Genomic DNA, 15,471 nt, shown 5'->3' on the forward strand with positions numbered 1-15,471 from the left:
ATGTGCGGAATAGCAGGATGGATTGACCACTCACAGGATATGAGCGAAAGAATTGATTTGCTCAACAGAATGTCTGAAACGCTTGACAGGCGAGGTCCTGACGAAAACGGTTTGTACATTAACCGAGGGGCGGCGCTTATGCACAGGCGGCTTGTTGTAATTGACCGTGAAAACGGCAAACAACCGATGTCGGTTCGTCACAAGGACACGACCTATGTCATTGTCTATAACGGCGAACTCTATAACACAGCCGAGCTTCGTGAGGAACTGAAAGCATCGGGTTTTCATTTCAGAGGTCACAGCGACACGGAGGTTGTGCTGAAATCGTACATTAAATACGGTGCGGACTGCTGCAAAAAGCTGAACGGAATTTTTGCCTTTGCAATCTACAACACAAGCGACAAATCGCTGTTTTTGTGCAGGGACAGAATCGGCGTTAAGCCTCTGTTTTACTACGAATACAACGGTGGCTTGCTGTTTGCGTCAGAAATAAAAGCGTTGCTTGCAAGCAAGGTTGTAAAGCCTCAAATTGACGAACAGGGACTCAATGAAATTTTCTTTTTAGGACCTGCAAGAACGCCTTCGTTCGGAGTTTTCAAGGGAGTATTTGAGCTTAATCCGGGCGAATGTGCAATGTATAGGCACTCAAAGCTTCGCCGAAAAAAATACTACACCGTTGAGGCAAAAGAGCATACCGACAATGAAGTTACTACCATTGAAAAGACGAGATATCTGCTGACTGATGCAATTCAGCGACAGCTTGTGAGTGATGTTCCGCTGTGCTTTTTCCTTTCGGGAGGGCTTGACAGCAGTATAATTGTCAAGACCGCATCAATGTACAACAAGGAACACAAACTCGGCAAAATCAACACCTATTCGGTTGAATACCGTGACAACAAAAAATATTTTCAGAAGAGCAATTTTCAGCCTACTCCCGACTACGAATTTATTTCGATGATGTCAAAAAATGCCGACACAAAGCACAGGGAAATTGTCCTTGACAACACGCTTGTGTGCGACGCACTTTATGAAAGTGTTCAGGCAAGGGATTTGCCGGGGTATGTTGATGTTGACTCATCACTTTTGCTCTTCTGCAAAGAAATCAAGCAAAACTACACCGTTGCACTTTCGGGAGAATGTGCCGATGAACTTTTCGGCGGATATCCGTGGTATCACAACCATGAAATACTTTTTGAGGATTGTTTTCCGTGGTCAAAAAGTCAGGATATTCGCAGGAGCATTCTCAAGGACGGTGTGCTGAAAAACGGCGAAGAGTATGTCAGACAAAGGTATCTTGACACAATAAGCCTTGCCCCAAAGCTTAAAAGCGACACCGACCTTGACAGGCGAATGCGAGAGATGTTCTACCTGAATTTTTACTGGTTTATGCAATGTCTGCTTGAGCGAAAAGACAGATGCTCAATGTTCAGCGGACTTGAGGTAAGAGTGCCGTTCTGCGATTACAGACTTGTTGAATATGCGTACAATATGCCGTGGGAATTAAAGGCATGGGGCAACCGTGAAAAGGGAATTGTGCGAAAGGCTTTTGAGAATATTCTGCCCGAAGAAATTTGCTGGCGCAAGAAAAGCCCGTACCCGAAAACACACAATCCGATTTACTTCAATGAGTGTGTAAAAAGGGTTAGAAAAATTCTTAAAAAGCGTTCAATTCTAAACGAACTGCTTGACAGTAAAGGGATTGAAGATATCATTGAAAATCCCGATAAAATCACAAATCCGTGGTACGGTCAACTGATGAAAGCACCGCAGATTCTTGCGTATATAATCGAACTTGACTACTGGTTTGATAAATATAATGTTGAAATAGTGTAACGGTTATGTTAAAATCGGAGTGTAAAAAGCTCCGGGAGATGTAGAAAATTAGCCGTAAACAATATATTAAACTGACCGATTTCTTCAAGAATAACAAATCCGCAAAAAATGTGTTGAAATTCGTATATAAAATTTTTCCGCTGACAGTATTTGCAAGCTATCCGATTTTGCTTGTATATACATTTTTGTGGCAAAAAGATTTGTTTTTAAAGTCGCTGACTGTGCCTGCGGGGGTGTTTTTGGGAATAACACTTCTGCGAATTATCATAAAAGAAGAACGCCCGTATGTGCGGTACGGAGTTGCGCCTGTTTTTTCAAAGAACAGCAAGCCCGACAGTATGCCGAGCCGCCACACCGCAAGCGCATTCATCATTGCAATGACAATTTTGCAGTTCAATGTGTGGGCAGGGATTGCATACCTCTTCATTGCGGTTATGATTTCCGTGTCAAGAGTGTGTGCAGGAGTGCATTATGTGCGTGATGTCATAGTCGGTGCAGCAATAGCAATCCTCTGCGGAATTGTATTTTTGTTTTTGGTATTTTAATATAAAATTGTGCAGACAGTAACAATGTTACGCTCAATCATAATTTTCAATTTAAAAAGCCACAGTAGATTTTAACTTTCTACTGTGGCTTTTTGTTGGTTGTTAAGTTGTGTAATATCTGTTTATGTAACAGCGATATTATTTTTTGTCGTCTGTTTTTTCTGTAAGGTCGATGATATCGCCTGTGCAATGGGGACATTTTGTGGCTTTGATATCAATATCACTGAAACAGAACGGACACTTTTTTGTTGTGGGAGCTTCTTCGGGTTCAGTTTTTTTGCCGAGTGACATAACCTTGTTGACAAGCTTTACGATAAGGAAGATTACGAAAGCCATAATCAGGAAGTTGATTACCGCTGTGATAAACTTACCGTACATAATTGTTGCGCCGTTGATTGTAACCTGAAACTGGTCAAAGTTGACACCGCCGAAGATACCGAGAATCGGCGAAATGATGTCGCTTGTGAGAGAAGTTACAATTGCCTGAAAAGCCGCACCGATGATAACGCCGACTGCGAGATCAAGCACATTTCCACGCATTATGAATTCCTTAAACTCCGAAAAAAACTTTTTCATTTTGCCCTAATCCCCTTTATTTAATTTTCAAAATCAGCCAAGAATTGCCTTATGGTAAACCTTTTTACCCTTTTTGATTACAACATAGCCTTTTTCAAAATCAGACTTTGCAACCTTTGCGTAAACATCTGTTACCTTTTCATCATCAACAGAAACACCGCCCTGCTGAATAAGTCTTCTGCCCTCACCGTTTGAAGGAATGAGTCCGCACTTCTTCATGAGGTCAAGAATTCCGATTTCACCGTCTGTAAAATCAGCCTCTGTAAGAGTTGTTGAAGGCATATTGTCAGTATTTGTCTTGTTGCTGAAGATTGCTCTTGCGGCCTCCTGAGCCTTGTCAGCCTCCTCTTTGCCGTGAACAAGCTCTGTAAGCTCATGAGCAAGAATTTCTTTTGCTTTGTTGATTTCACTGCCCTCAAGCTTTGCAAGCTCATCAATTTCTTCAAGCGAAAGGAATGTGAGCATTTTAAGGCACTTGATTACATCGCCGTCATCAACATTTCTCCAATACTGGTAGAAATCGTAGGGGCTTGTCTTTTCGGCTGAAAGCCATACTGCACCCGACTGGGTTTTACCCATTTTCTTACCCTCTGAGTTAAGGAGAAGATTGATTGTCATTGCATATGCGTTCTTGCCGAGCTTTCTTCTGATAAGCTCTGTACCGCCGAGCATATTGCTCCACTGGTCATCGCCGCCGAACTGCATATTACAGCCGTACTTCTGATAGAGAGCATAGAAGTCGTATGACTGCATAATCATATAGTTAAATTCAAGGAAGCTGAGTCCCTTTTCCATTCTCTGCTTGTAGCACTCTGCACGAAGCATATTGTTAACGCTGAAGCAAGCACCTACATCACGGAGAAGTTCAACATAGTTAAGGTCAAGAAGCCAGTCTGCGTTATTTACAAGAAGAGCCTTGCCATCAGAAAAGTCGATAAAACGGCTCATCTGCTTTTTGAAGCAATCAACATTGTGCTGAATTGTTTCCTTTGTCATCATCTGACGCATATCTGTTCTGCCTGACGGATCACCGATCATACCTGTGCCGCCGCCTACGAGTGCAATTGGCTTGTTGCCTGCCATCTGAAGTCTTTTCATAAGGCAAAGAGCCATAAAGTGACCTACATGGAGACTGTCGGCTGTCGGGTCAAAGCCGATATAGAATGTAGCTTTACCGCTGTTTACAAGCTCTCTGATTTCTTCTTCGTCCGTAACCTGAGCGATAAGTCCTCTGGCTACGAGTTCTTCATATACTCCCATATTTAAAAATTCCTTTCGATTTTTGTCAGTTAAACAATAATATTATAACATTATTTAATTTATAGTCAACCTTTCAGGCATGAGTTTTGGTGCAAATCTCACCGTTTTCGACTGTTATCATAACGGTTTTATCGCTGTCTGTCCGATAAACATTTTTGCACACGCTGTTAAGCAAGGCTGTTATGTAGTAATCGGGAAGTGCCGTATCGTCAGCCGAAACGCTTATTACAGCGGTTTCGGGGCTTGCCTTTGCAAGAAAATCTTCACTTGAAGAATACTTACTGCCGTGGTGTGCAACCTTGAGAACATCGCATTTTAATTCTTTGTCAGAATTAACCATTGATTCTTCCCTTTTTGACGAAATGTCGCCTGTAAAAAGAAATCGCTTTTCGTCATATTCAAGCATTGTTACAAGCGAATTATCGTTTGTGTTGCCGAAGTCCTTTTCGGGTTGATAAAATTTAAAGGTCATATTTCCGATTTCAACGGGTTTGTCTGAAACCGGAATTATGGTTTTTATATTATTTTCTTTTATAGAATTAACAAGCTTTTCGTATTCGGGTGTTTTGTGGCTGTCGGAATATTTTCCGAAATAAACAACATCCGTACCGAATTCATCTATGATATCGGGCAGCGAACCGATGTGGTCGCTGTCGGGGTGTGACACGATTACGGCATCAAGATGAGTTACCGAACTGCGTTTGAGATAGGCAGTAATTTTATCGGTAACAAGATTTGTTCCTCCGTCAATCAGCACGCTTTTATCTCCGCATTTAATCAGCGTACAATCCGCCGAACCGACATTGATAAACGAAACAGAAAAATCGGACTCCATATCGGCTGAAATCCCAAAAAATGTATAGACATCGTTCCAATCGGGAATTCCGAGAGGTTTTCCGAATGAAACAAGCAGTACACAGGCAATAAAAAGTACACATACCGATATTTTCAGTATGAAAAAGATTTTATTTCTTTTTATTTTTTCGTCTGTACTTTGCGAACTTATCTTTGCCGTTTTTGCCTCTTCCCTTCTGATTCTGCGAATTGCGGTTGTTGTTCTGCTTTGAGTAACCGCCCTGTGTTTGTCCTGCCATCGGAGTTACAAGACATTTTTTATCGTTACCGATTAAATCCCGTCTGCCGGCTTTGATGAGTGCTTTGATTACAAGCGGTTTGTTTTCGGGAATGAAATACTGCAGCAACGCCCTTTGCATTGCCTTTTCATTTTCAGACTTCGGAACATAAACCTCTTTGAGAGTGTACGGATCAAGCTCCGTATAGAACATACTCGTTGAAATTGTACCCGGAGTCGGATAGAAGTCCTGAACCTGTTTTGGGTGAATGTTTTCACGCTTGCAGAAAAGTGCAAGTTCTACGGCATCCGAAAGTGTTGACCCGGGGTGTGAGCTCATCAGATACGGCACTACATACTGGTCTTTATTTTCCTTGCCCGTAAAATCGTAGAACATCTTACAAAAACGCTTGTAGCTTTCAATATGCGGCTTGCCCATTTTGTCGAGAACTGCCGCTGAACAATGCTCGGGGGCAACTCTCAGCTGACCGCTGATGTGATACTTTACGAGTTCACGGAAAAATTCGTCATTTTCATCTTCAATAAGGTAATCAAAACGGATTCCGCTGCGGATAAACACCTTTTTAATGCCCTTGAGATTTCTCAGCTTTCGCAGAATATCAAGGTATTCCGTGTGCGACACCTGCATATTCGGACAGGGTGTCGGTGCAAGACATCTTCTGTTTTTACAAAGTCCGAGCTTTTTCTGCTTTTCGCATGACGGAAGTCTGAAGTTTGCGGTAGGTCCTCCGACATCGCTTATGTAGCCCTTGAATCGTGGATTATCAAGAAAACTTTCAGCCTCCTCAATAATACTCTTTTCACTTCTGACGGTTACCGCTCTGCCCTGATGAAATGCGAGTGAGCAGAAATTACAAGCACCGAAACAACCACGGTTGTGTGTGATTGAAAACAGTACTTCGTTGATACCGGGTACGCCGCCGAGACTTTCATAACACTTTGGATACCAACGCTCATACGGCAGAGAATAGACATAATCAAGCTGTTTTGTGTCAAGCGGCTGCATCGGAGGATTCTGCACAAGAATATACTTTCCGTGCCTTTGAATGAGGGTTTTGCCCCTTACTGCATCAGCCTCCTCAAGCTCCCTGCGTGATGCAATTGCATAGTCACGCTTGTCCTCTTTTACACGCTCGTAGCTTGGAAGTTCGACAACCGACTTTGGCACATAATCGTCTGTACGAATTTTATAACAAACACCTCTGATGTCGTAAAGCGATTCAACAGGATAGCCCTCGGAAAGTCTTTTTGCAATTTCAATTGTCTGTAGCTCGCCCATTCCGTACACAAGCAAATCTGCCTTGCTGTCGAAAATAATTGAGGGCATTACCTCGTTTTTCCAATAATCATAATGAGCAAATCTTCTGAGTGATGCCTCAAGACCTCCGATTATAATGGGAGAATCGGGATATAGCTTTCTGATTATGTTGCAGTAAACGGTGACGGCTCTGTCGGGACGCCTGCCGTTTTTACCGCCTGCCGTATAGGCATCATCATGTCTTTTACGCTTTGCAACCGTGTAGTGGGCAACCATACTGTCAATGTTGCCTGCTGACACCATAAAACCGAGCCTTGGCTTACCGAACTGTGTAAAATCATCATCGTTTTTCCAATTAGGTTGTGCAAGGAATGCTGTTTTGTAACCGCAATCCTCAAGAACTCTCGTGATTATTGCCGCACCGAATGACGGATGGTCAACATAGCTGTCACCGCAAACATATACAAAATCGACTTCGCTCCAACCTCGATCACGCATTTCCTTTGCGTTCATCGGTAAAAAAGCCATATTGAACCCTCCTTTTGTTTTCAATGTTTATCAATCGGCTCTGTTTTCAAGTGCATTTCTGCGTTCGAGCCATTCGTTGTAGGTCATAAGAACATCTCTCGGTTTTGAACCCTGATGAGGACCTACAACTCCCATTTGTTCCATATCGTCAATCATTCTGCCTGCTCTTGCGTAGCCGACCTTGAGTCTTCTCTGCAAGAGTGAGGTTGACGCCTGTCCTGCCTCAATTACGCACTTGATTGCCTCTTCCATTTTGCTGTCAACATCAAGACCTTCGTCAGATGCTGAATCGGAGTCACCCGATTTTTTGCCCTGAGCAATCTCTTCAGCTGCAATTCTCTTGATTTTTTCTTCGATTTCAGAATTATACTGAGCCGAATACGCTTTCTTTATGTAGTGGGTTACGCCCTCGATTTCTTCATCGGAAGCATAGCAGCCCTGAACACGAATAGGCTTTGGAGCGCCTACAGGCAAAAACAGCATATCGCCTCGGCCAATCAGCTTTTCACCGCCGCCTGTATCAAGAATTGTACGGGAGTCTGTGTTTGAACTTACCTTGAGTGAAATACGGCTCGGTACATTCGCCTTGATAAGACCTGTGATTACATTAACGGTAGGTCTTTGGGTTGCAAGGATAAGGTGCATACCTGCGGCACGAGCCATCTGAGCAAGTCGGCAGATTGAGTCCTCAACCTCGCTCGGAGCCGCCATCATCAAATCGGCAAGCTCGTCAATTGCAATTACAACACGGCTCATTTTTTCTTTGGCAACGGGAAGTCCGTTCACTTCAAGAACAGGCTGAACCTCTTCTCCCTCTTCATTAACAACAGGTGGATTTTTCTCCATATAATTCATATTTTTTTCGATAAGAGAATTATATGAATCAATATCCTTACAATCGTATTCGGAGAAAATTTTATATCTCTGGAGCATTTCGTTTACTGCCCATGCAAGCGCACCCGCCGCCTTTTTTGCGTCGGATACTACGGGAATGAGCAAATGCGGAATACCCTTGTATTTTGAAAATTCAACCATTTTCGGGTCAATAAGCAAAAGCTTTACTTCATCGGGAGTCGCCTTGTAGAGAATACTCATAAGAATTGAGTTTACACATACGGATTTACCTGAACCCGTAGTACCTGCAATGAGCAAGTGCGGCATTTTGGCAAGGTCGGTAACTACGATTTCACCCGAAATATCTTTGCCGAGAACGGTTGTGAGTTTGCTCTTGCTGTTTTTGAACTTGTCCGAATCAATCAGTTCACGCATTGTTACCATACTTACAACCTTGTTCGGAACTTCGATTCCGACTGCGGCTTTGCCCGGGATAGGCGCTTCAATACGAACGCCGTTTGCGGCAAGGTTGAGTGCGATATCATCAGAAAGATTTGTAATTTTGCTGATTTTAACACCGGGGGCAGGCTGTAACTCATAGCGTGTTACGGACGGACCTCGGCAGATATTTACAATGCTTGCCTTAACTCCAAAGCTTGTGAGGGTATCAATAAGTTTTTTGGCATTATTCTGCATTTCTTCCATTGCGTCGCCGTCATCGGAATTTAGCTTCGGCTTGAGCAACTGAATCGGTGGGAACTGATATTTTTTCTCTTCGCTCTGAGAATTATCAGAACGAACAGCTCTGTCAAGCTGTTCCGCAATTTCATCGCCGGCCTCCTCGCTGTTGTCTTTTTTGCTTTTGAGAAGTGCTTTTTTAGCGATGCTTTCAGTTTTGGAATCAGACTCATTCTGTAGATATTCGGCATCGGAAGCTGACTTTTCATTTGAAATATCCTCTGCAAGTGCCGAAACGGTGTTATCGGCACTTTTGCCCATAGGCTTGCTTGCACGATTGATTATGTTGATGAGATCCTGTGACAGATCCTTGTCTGCGGCATTTTCTTCCTTTGAATCGGCAATATCCGTGTCAATTCCGTTTACTGCCGACTTTGCTTTCTTGACCTTTGTCTTTTTGTCATCAAGCGGAATGTCAATAAAACTTCCCGAGGACTTTCTGTTTTCACCTTCAAGCGCAATGTCGATATTGCCTCTTTCGGCAAGCTTTCTCTCACGGTTTTCTTCTCTGCGTTCTCTGCGTGCTCTTGCCATCTCTTCACTCGCTTCACGGATATGTACGGCTGTTCTTGACGCCGCCGCTGTCATATCCTTAATTGAAATGTTCGCAACAATAAGAACAAGTGCGGCTGTTACAACAAAGCTTGTAAAAAGTGCGGCTGTACTGCCGAACAGGACAACAAGCGGATAGCCGAGCAATCCGCCGATTATTCCGCAATCGAAAGTCATATACCTTGAGGTGTCGGAGGCATCCTTGAACAGATTGCCAAGACACGCAAAAAAGTTCATATCCGAATATTTTGCACCGCTGCCTGCATAAATCAACGCACCGATAAACAGAATTATGACGACACAAAGAAAAAGCTTCAGCTTATAGCGTGCAACCTGCTTTTCCTTTTCGGTCATAACACATAAATAGAAAAGCGTTACGGGAACAAGAAAAATTCCGAAGCCGAGAACTCCGAAAAAGAAACTGCGTATCATTGTCCAGACATTTGAGCCTTTAATGAAAATTATACAGACAAAAACAGCCGCAACGGCGGCATAGAGAATTGCCCTTACACGCGGCGAAAGTCCGCTGCTCCTTTTCGGAACAGCGGATGCTTTGGTTCGGCTTGCAGTTTTTGCACCTTTTGATGAGGTTTTTGAAGAAGTCTTTTTTCTTCCCGACGCAGTATTTTTAGTTTTGTCAGCTTTATTTTTGTTAGCTGCCAATAAAATCACTCCATTTAAAATTTATGCAATTGGCGCACCTGTGAAAAGGTTTACGCCCGTATTCATTTCGATGATTGAAATTACAATAAATGCAACACCGACAATAGCTGTGTAGATTACGAAAATTTCCATTTTGTCGGATTTTAAGAACCACTTAAAGATTACAATTGCAAGATAGCCTACAACTGCGGAAACCGCCATTCCGATAATCAGCGGAAGAAATTCAATATTGCTTAAACCTTCGGGTGACTTGATTGCATCCACACCCTCAAGAAGTGCCGCCGCAAGGATTGAAGGGATACCGAGTACGAATGTGTAGTCAAGTGCCTTCTGCTTTGAGATTCCTCTCATCTCACCGACCGCAAGTGTTGAGCCTGAACGGGAAAGTCCCGGAAGGAGTGCGGCACAAACCTGTGTTACACCGACAAGGATTGCGTCAACAACATTAAAATTATCTCTTGTTGCCTTGGCATTGCTCTTTGTTGCAAGATGTTTGTGAGTTGAGGCAACACTCTTGCGGTTACGGATAATACCGATTGTTAAAAGTACGCTTGTAAGAATGAGCGAACAGGCAGTTACTATGAGAACAGGACTTGCGGAAAGCCGGTCTGCAAGGTCCTTGAGTTTCATATCTGTTCCGGGGATTGGCAGAAAAAGCAAAAACAGCGGAATAAGTCCGATGATGAGCATTACAACGAGATTACGGTTGTAATTCATTTTGCTCCATTTGAACTTTCCTGTGAAAATATCCTTGAGCATAAGGAAAAATTCTTTGATAAGATCCCACACAAGTTTGTGGTAGAATGCAACAACGGCAACAAGTGTGCCGACATGGAGCATTACATTAAAGAAAAGATTGCTTTCGCCTGTGCCTGCACCGAGAATGTGCTGTGTGATTGCGAGGTGTCCGCTGCTTGATACGGGCAAAAATTCGGTAAGTCCCTGAACAATACCCTGAATAATAGCATCTAAAATTGACATGGTTATGTATTCCCTCCAAAAAAATAAGTTTTAAAAATCTTCTTTATTATTTGTACGCTGAAATGCCGTGTGGGTTGGCATTTCGGATTTCATAAAAATCATAAGCGTCACGGTATATATGTATTCGGGCAAAATGCCCGAAATTATTTTTCCTGCTTTTTTGAGCGGGATTTTTTAGGCTTTGACCTGCTCTTGTTTTCTTTTATCAAACCGTAGAGAGCGTCGATGGCGTCGGAAACTGTTCCGACCTCGTCAATCAAGCCTTCTTCAACAGCCTCTTCTCCCTCAAGAATAGTCCCGATATCCATTACAAGCTCGCCTGTGTTGAGTACAAGCCGGTTGTAACGATCCTTTGTAATATTGGAATTTTCGGCAACAAATGTTGTGATTCTGTCCTGCATACGCTGAAAATATTCAAATGTCTGCGGAACTCCGAGTGTAAGCCCTGTTGACCTGACCGGATGAACCGTCATTGAAGCACTTTTGGCAATAAAACTCTTGTCAGCCGCTACAGCAAGCGGAATACCTATTGAATGACCTCCGCCGAGAACAATTGAAACAGTCGGCTTTTTCATTCCCGAAATCACCTCGGCAATTGCAAGTCCTGCCTCAACATCTCCCCCGACCGTGTTAATCAGCACAAGAAGACCGTCAATTCTTTCGTCCTCCTCAACCGAAACGAGCAGGGGGATAACATGCTCATATTTCGTTGTTTTGTTCTGCTGTGAAAGAATGTAATGACCTTCAATTTGCCCTATAATTGTCAGACAATGAAAAACGCAGTCCTTGTGAGTTGTCAGAACAGAACCTGTTTCGTCAATTTGGTCAGTGTGTTCTTCACTTATGGGGCTGTCGTTTGCAAGCCTTTGCGGTTCATCTTCCAAAGCGGGATTTTTAACAAAGTTTCCTTTTTTTAAAGAGGTTTTAGAAGATTTTGATTTTTGTGGCATTGTATGCACCTCCGAGAATAGTTTCTCCGAAATTGCGCATAAAATGTATACCGCACATCAAATTAGGACATTCACGGCACATTACCGTTTCATTATATCATTTTAGCAAAGTTATTTCAATAATTTTATTTCTTTATTTCTAATAAGCAATAATTATTTTAAAGAATTATAGTAGTATAAAAGAAATATTATCCCGACAGAACCTGTCGGAAGTTGTTATGGAGTGATATTCAGTTGACATCTGACATAATTATGGGTGTTGTCATTTTAGTTCTTATTGCGTTTTCTGCATTTTTTTCTGCGATTGAAACGGCATTTTCCTTTGTAAACAAGGTGCGTGTTCAGCGTTACAAGGATGACGGCAACAAAAAAGCGGCAGCAGCGCTCTACATAATCGAGCATTTCGACAACGCCCTTACAACAATTCTCATCTGCAACAATGTTGTAAACCTGAGTTGTTCTTCAATTGCGACTGTACTATGTATGAATCTTTTCGGTGACGCAGGCTCGGCAATTGCAACCGGTGCAACAACCTTTCTTGTGCTGACCTTCGGTGAGATTGTACCGAAATGCCTTGCAAAGGAGCATTGCGATGCCTTTTCACTCAAAACAGCCGGATTGCTCAGAGGACTTATGGCAATCCTTACACCGCTGGTGTGGATTTTCACACGGTTCAAAATGATTGCCTTAAAGATTGCAGGCAGCAGCGGCGACGCTCCGTCAGTTACCGAAAACGAGCTTAAATACATTGTTGAGAGCATCGAGGAAGAAGGCGTTCTTGAAGAGAGCGAAAGCGAAATGGTTCGCTCCGCACTTGACTTTGACGAAACTACTGCTGAGGAAATTCTCACACCGAGAGTTGATATTACATTCATAAGCATTGATGATTCACCTGAAAAAATCAAGGATATCATCATTGAAAACCGCTATTCGAGAATCCCCGTGTATGAAGGCACGGTTGACCATGTTGTCGGTATTCTTCACACAAGAGATTATCTTGAACGACTTGCAGACGGCAAAGCTCCCGATGTTAAGGAGCTTATGCAGCCGCCTTACTTTGTGTTCAAAACACAACAGCTTTCAAAAATTCTGAGTGCATTCAAACGCACAAAAATTCATCTTGCGGTTGTTACGGATGAATATGGCGGCACACTCGGAATTGTTACAATGGAAGATTTGCTTGAGGAAATTGTCGGCGAAATCTGGGACGAGGACGAGGAAATTGAGCATAACTACTACAAAATCGGCAAGGGTGAGTTCCTTGTAAACGGTGATATGGAGCTTGAGGATATGCTCGGTCTGTTTGATATGGACGAGGACAGCCTTGAATGTGACAGCGTAACAGTCGGAGGATATATTCTTGAGCATGCAGGAACAATTCCCCACAAGCGTGACAACATTGACGCCGACGGCTTTAAGTTTACCGTTATGGAGGTTAAGGATCAGCGTATTTTACGGGTTGTTGTCAAGAAAAACGATACCGCCGAAGAAAACGAATCCGATGAAAAAAAAGAGGACAAAAAGTCCGAATAAGCAAAACATAACAGGAGCAGTATTTTTACTTACCGCTCCTGTTTTTTACTGTATTTTTTTGCAGAGAGAAGTGCATAATGCGCTGACAGGAATACAAAGAAAAGCCCACAAGGTGCTGTAAAACGGACAAATCTGCCCTTTAAAATTAAGTCGGCAATTGGAATAATCCCACACATTAAGCTTGAATTTCAGATTGACAACACAGCCGCAGCAGTATTCAAGTGCGGTAATTATCGCACTGCCCGATATGCATTTTTGCAGCATATTCATTTTTGAAAAATGCTTGTAAAATCTGAAAAGCGACACAAACGCAGTTCCACCAGTGACCGCCATTGACCAGTGAGTTTTTCTCCGCCACAAAATTTCAAGCAGAGCGTAGCCTGCCCCGCCTATTGAAAAAAGAATGCAATCGTTACGCAGTCTTAAACTTTTTTTCATAAAAAATCACCTGTTTTAGTTTTCACGGAAACAGGTGATTTATTTAGCTTATGTAATTTTTATTTTATCACAGCATACTTTTTAGTTCTTCAAGAGAATAAAGGCAGTTGATTGCGGTCAAAAATGCGTTTGTTGAAAGATATGACGGCAGACCGAGTTTTTTAAGAATTTTTTTGCGGTTGATTTCTGAATTTTCAGTTCCCGTAAGTCCGAGGACAAAGAGGTCGGCTTTAGTAATTTTCCTTTCGGGAATATTATTTTCTTCGCCGATTATCTCGGCACCGCTTTTACGGATTGCATTTATTATAACCTCATCGCTGACTCCTTCAACGCCCAAAAGCCCCTCTTTACCGCCTTTTATCTTGCGTTTTTCCTTGCCCTTGATTTGCGGAATATAGCAATTTTTAATTTTTGAATTATCGACCGAGCCTTTGAGAAAATTTCTTATTACAAAGCCTGCACCGTCGCTGTCTGTCATTATGAGTATTCCCCTTGTTTCGGCAATTTTGCGGATAAGCGACTGTTTTTCTTTGTCGGAAAAAACACGGAAACCGTTGGTTTCAATTATGGGGGCGTCAACAATTGATGAAAGCTTTATTTTGTCATATCTGCCCTCAACTATGACTGCCTCACGGATTTTGAGCATCAGACTCTGCCCTCCTTTGCAATCAGAAGCAAACGGGAAATAAGCTGTTCAATCAAAAACCTTTGGTTGACAGAAACGGATTTCAGCTTTTCATCGGTTTCAACAAGCACATCAAGGCTTTTCCGAAGTGCCTCGGTTGAGGTTCTTGAAACGGAGGTTCTCGCCCTGTTTAACACAAACGCACGGTTTTTGTAGGCAAAATCCTTTGCCACGGTTTCTTTTCTTATTCCGCACTCATCAGCAACACGCATACGATACGCGTCAACATAGGCGGACGAAAGCGCATATAGAATGTTAATCGGCTCTTCACGCTGACAGAAAAGTATATCGAGCTTTTTAAAAGCTCTGTCACCTCTGCCGTTGATAACATCGTCAGCCATATCATAGGTTCTCGTTTCAAGGTTTACGGTTGACAAAAGGTCGATGTCACGGTCGGTAATTTCCTCACCCTTTGCATATGCGGCAATTTTGTTGACCTCGTTTTTCAGAAGATTTAAATCCTCGCCTACATTGGAAATTATCCTTGTGGCATTCAGGTGTGAAATCAGCTTGCCGTTTTCGTTTGCCCACTTTGCAACATATTTCTCAACAATCTGCGAATTGAATTTTTCAAAGCAGCATACGCTTCCGATTTTTTCAATACGCTTTACAAGTGCATTAAACGAGTTTTTATTCTTTGAAGGAATATAAGTCGGCATTGAAACAATGAAAACAGTACCGTCCCAAGCCCTGCCTGCCAGCTCCCTAAATGTGTCAAGGTCATCCTTTAACATATTATCAAAGTATATGTCACTTGCAACAACGCAGTTTCTCTCTGCCATAAACGGTGTTTTTTGAAGTGCTGTTGCCAACTCCGAAAGGTTAATGTCACCGCTGAAGGTTTGACAGTTAAAATTATTGGGATTTTTGCCTGCAACAGCTTCCCGAAGCTTTTGGGTATAGCTTTTTACAAACATCTGCTCAGTGCCGTAAATAAGATAAACAGGCGAAAAACTTTTGTTCTTGATTTGTTTTTTCAGGTCTGCTTCTGTAATGCGTGGCAT

General features: G+C 42.6%; 13 protein-coding genes. 3 read left to right on the forward strand and 10 right to left on the reverse strand.

Annotated elements, in window-relative coordinates:
• Together asnB and QDI94_RS04360 are read left to right on the forward strand one after the other, a co-directional pair.
• On the forward strand, positions 1-1,833 hold the full coding sequence (asnB, locus tag QDI94_RS04355) for an asparagine synthase (glutamine-hydrolyzing) (protein WP_278867439.1): 1,833 nt from the start codon (positions 1-3) through the stop codon (positions 1,831-1,833).
• Between the two features lie 239 nt (positions 1,834-2,072).
• Positions 2,073-2,378, forward strand: a complete 306-nt coding sequence (locus QDI94_RS04360) for a phosphatase PAP2 family protein (protein ID WP_278867442.1) — start codon at positions 2,073-2,075, stop codon at positions 2,376-2,378.
• 138 nt (positions 2,379-2,516) lie between these two features.
• Here the strand turns inward: QDI94_RS04360 and mscL are convergent, their stop codons facing one another.
• The 7 genes from mscL to QDI94_RS04395 all read right to left on the reverse strand — a co-directional run bounded on the left by mscL (position 2,517) and on the right by QDI94_RS04395 (position 11,811).
• The gene (mscL, locus tag QDI94_RS04365; protein ID WP_101029152.1) at positions 2,517-2,954 is read right to left on the reverse strand and encodes a large conductance mechanosensitive channel protein MscL; all 438 of its coding nucleotides are present in this window, start codon (positions 2,952-2,954) and stop codon (positions 2,517-2,519) included.
• Between the two features lie 33 nt (positions 2,955-2,987).
• Entirely contained in the window at positions 2,988-4,214 is a 1,227-nt protein-coding gene (gene tyrS, locus QDI94_RS04370; RefSeq protein ID WP_278867446.1) for a tyrosine--tRNA ligase, read from the reverse strand.
• Between the two features lie 73 nt (positions 4,215-4,287).
• The gene (locus tag QDI94_RS04375; RefSeq protein ID WP_278867449.1) at positions 4,288-5,049 is read right to left on the reverse strand and encodes a ComEC/Rec2 family competence protein; all 762 of its coding nucleotides are present in this window, start codon (positions 5,047-5,049) and stop codon (positions 4,288-4,290) included.
• A 130-nt stretch (positions 5,050-5,179) separates the two neighbouring features.
• Positions 5,180-7,093, reverse strand: coding sequence for a YgiQ family radical SAM protein (locus QDI94_RS04380; protein ID WP_278867451.1), 1,914 nt, complete (start codon positions 7,091-7,093; stop codon positions 5,180-5,182).
• 30 nt (positions 7,094-7,123) lie between these two features.
• Positions 7,124-9,880 (reverse strand): DNA translocase FtsK, encoded by a 2,757-nt coding sequence (locus tag QDI94_RS04385; protein ID WP_278867454.1) that lies wholly within the window; start codon positions 9,878-9,880, stop codon positions 7,124-7,126.
• A gap of 21 nt (positions 9,881-9,901) precedes the next feature.
• A complete protein-coding gene (locus tag QDI94_RS04390) occupies positions 9,902-10,861 on the reverse strand; it encodes an undecaprenyl-diphosphate phosphatase (RefSeq protein ID WP_278867456.1) in 960 nt (319 codons plus the stop codon).
• A 143-nt stretch (positions 10,862-11,004) separates the two neighbouring features.
• On the reverse strand, positions 11,005-11,811 hold the full coding sequence (locus QDI94_RS04395) for a ClpP family protease (RefSeq protein ID WP_278867458.1): 807 nt from the start codon (positions 11,809-11,811) through the stop codon (positions 11,005-11,007).
• Positions 11,812-12,045: 234 nt separating this feature from the next.
• On the opposite strand from QDI94_RS04395, the gene QDI94_RS04400 reads away from it, so the two are divergent.
• Positions 12,046-13,344, forward strand: a complete 1,299-nt coding sequence (locus tag QDI94_RS04400) for a hemolysin family protein (protein WP_278867459.1) — start codon at positions 12,046-12,048, stop codon at positions 13,342-13,344.
• 45 nt (positions 13,345-13,389) lie between these two features.
• Here the strand turns inward: QDI94_RS04400 and QDI94_RS04405 are convergent, their stop codons facing one another.
• From QDI94_RS04405 to holA, 3 genes are all read right to left on the reverse strand, one after another.
• Positions 13,390-13,782 carry a putative ABC transporter permease gene (locus QDI94_RS04405; RefSeq protein WP_176790637.1) on the reverse strand — a complete coding sequence of 131 codons (393 nt, stop codon included), beginning with the start codon at positions 13,780-13,782 and terminating at the stop codon, positions 13,390-13,392.
• A 67-nt stretch (positions 13,783-13,849) separates the two neighbouring features.
• Positions 13,850-14,428 (reverse strand): toprim domain-containing protein, encoded by a 579-nt coding sequence (locus tag QDI94_RS04410; protein WP_101029210.1) that lies wholly within the window; start codon positions 14,426-14,428, stop codon positions 13,850-13,852.
• On the reverse strand, positions 14,428-15,471 hold the full coding sequence (holA, locus tag QDI94_RS04415) for a DNA polymerase III subunit delta (RefSeq protein WP_278867461.1): 1,044 nt from the start codon (positions 15,469-15,471) through the stop codon (positions 14,428-14,430). The genes QDI94_RS04410 and holA overlap by 1 nt, the downstream gene beginning before the upstream one ends.

Source organism: Ruminococcus bromii (assembly GCF_928721825.1).
GTDB lineage: Bacteria > Bacillota > Clostridia > Oscillospirales > Acutalibacteraceae > Ruminococcoides > Ruminococcoides bromii.

Excerpts from the sequence above, each read along its gene's own strand:
- QDI94_RS04375 (WP_278867449.1), bottom strand. The coding sequence starts at position 5,049 with ATGGAGTCCGATTTTTCTGTTTCGTTTATCAATGTCGGTTCGGCGGAT.
- QDI94_RS04395 (WP_278867458.1), bottom strand. The coding sequence starts at position 11,811 with ATGCCACAAAAATCAAAATCTTCTAAAACCTCTTTAAAAAAAGGAAAC.
- mscL (WP_101029152.1), bottom strand. The coding sequence starts at position 2,954 with ATGAAAAAGTTTTTTTCGGAGTTTAAGGAATTCATAATGCGTGGAAAT.
- tyrS (WP_278867446.1), bottom strand. The coding sequence starts at position 4,214 with ATGGGAGTATATGAAGAACTCGTAGCCAGAGGACTTATCGCTCAGGTT.
- QDI94_RS04390 (WP_278867456.1), bottom strand. The coding sequence starts at position 10,861 with ATGTCAATTTTAGATGCTATTATTCAGGGTATTGTTCAGGGACTTACC.
- QDI94_RS04405 (WP_176790637.1), bottom strand. The coding sequence starts at position 13,782 with ATGAAAAAAAGTTTAAGACTGCGTAACGATTGCATTCTTTTTTCAATA.
- asnB (WP_278867439.1), top strand. The coding sequence starts at position 1 with ATGTGCGGAATAGCAGGATGGATTGACCACTCACAGGATATGAGCGAA.
- QDI94_RS04380 (WP_278867451.1), bottom strand. The coding sequence starts at position 7,093 with ATGGCTTTTTTACCGATGAACGCAAAGGAAATGCGTGATCGAGGTTGG.
- QDI94_RS04410 (WP_101029210.1), bottom strand. The coding sequence starts at position 14,428 with ATGCTCAAAATCCGTGAGGCAGTCATAGTTGAGGGCAGATATGACAAA.
- holA (WP_278867461.1), bottom strand. The coding sequence starts at position 15,471 with ATGCCACGCATTACAGAAGCAGACCTGAAAAAACAAATCAAGAACAAA.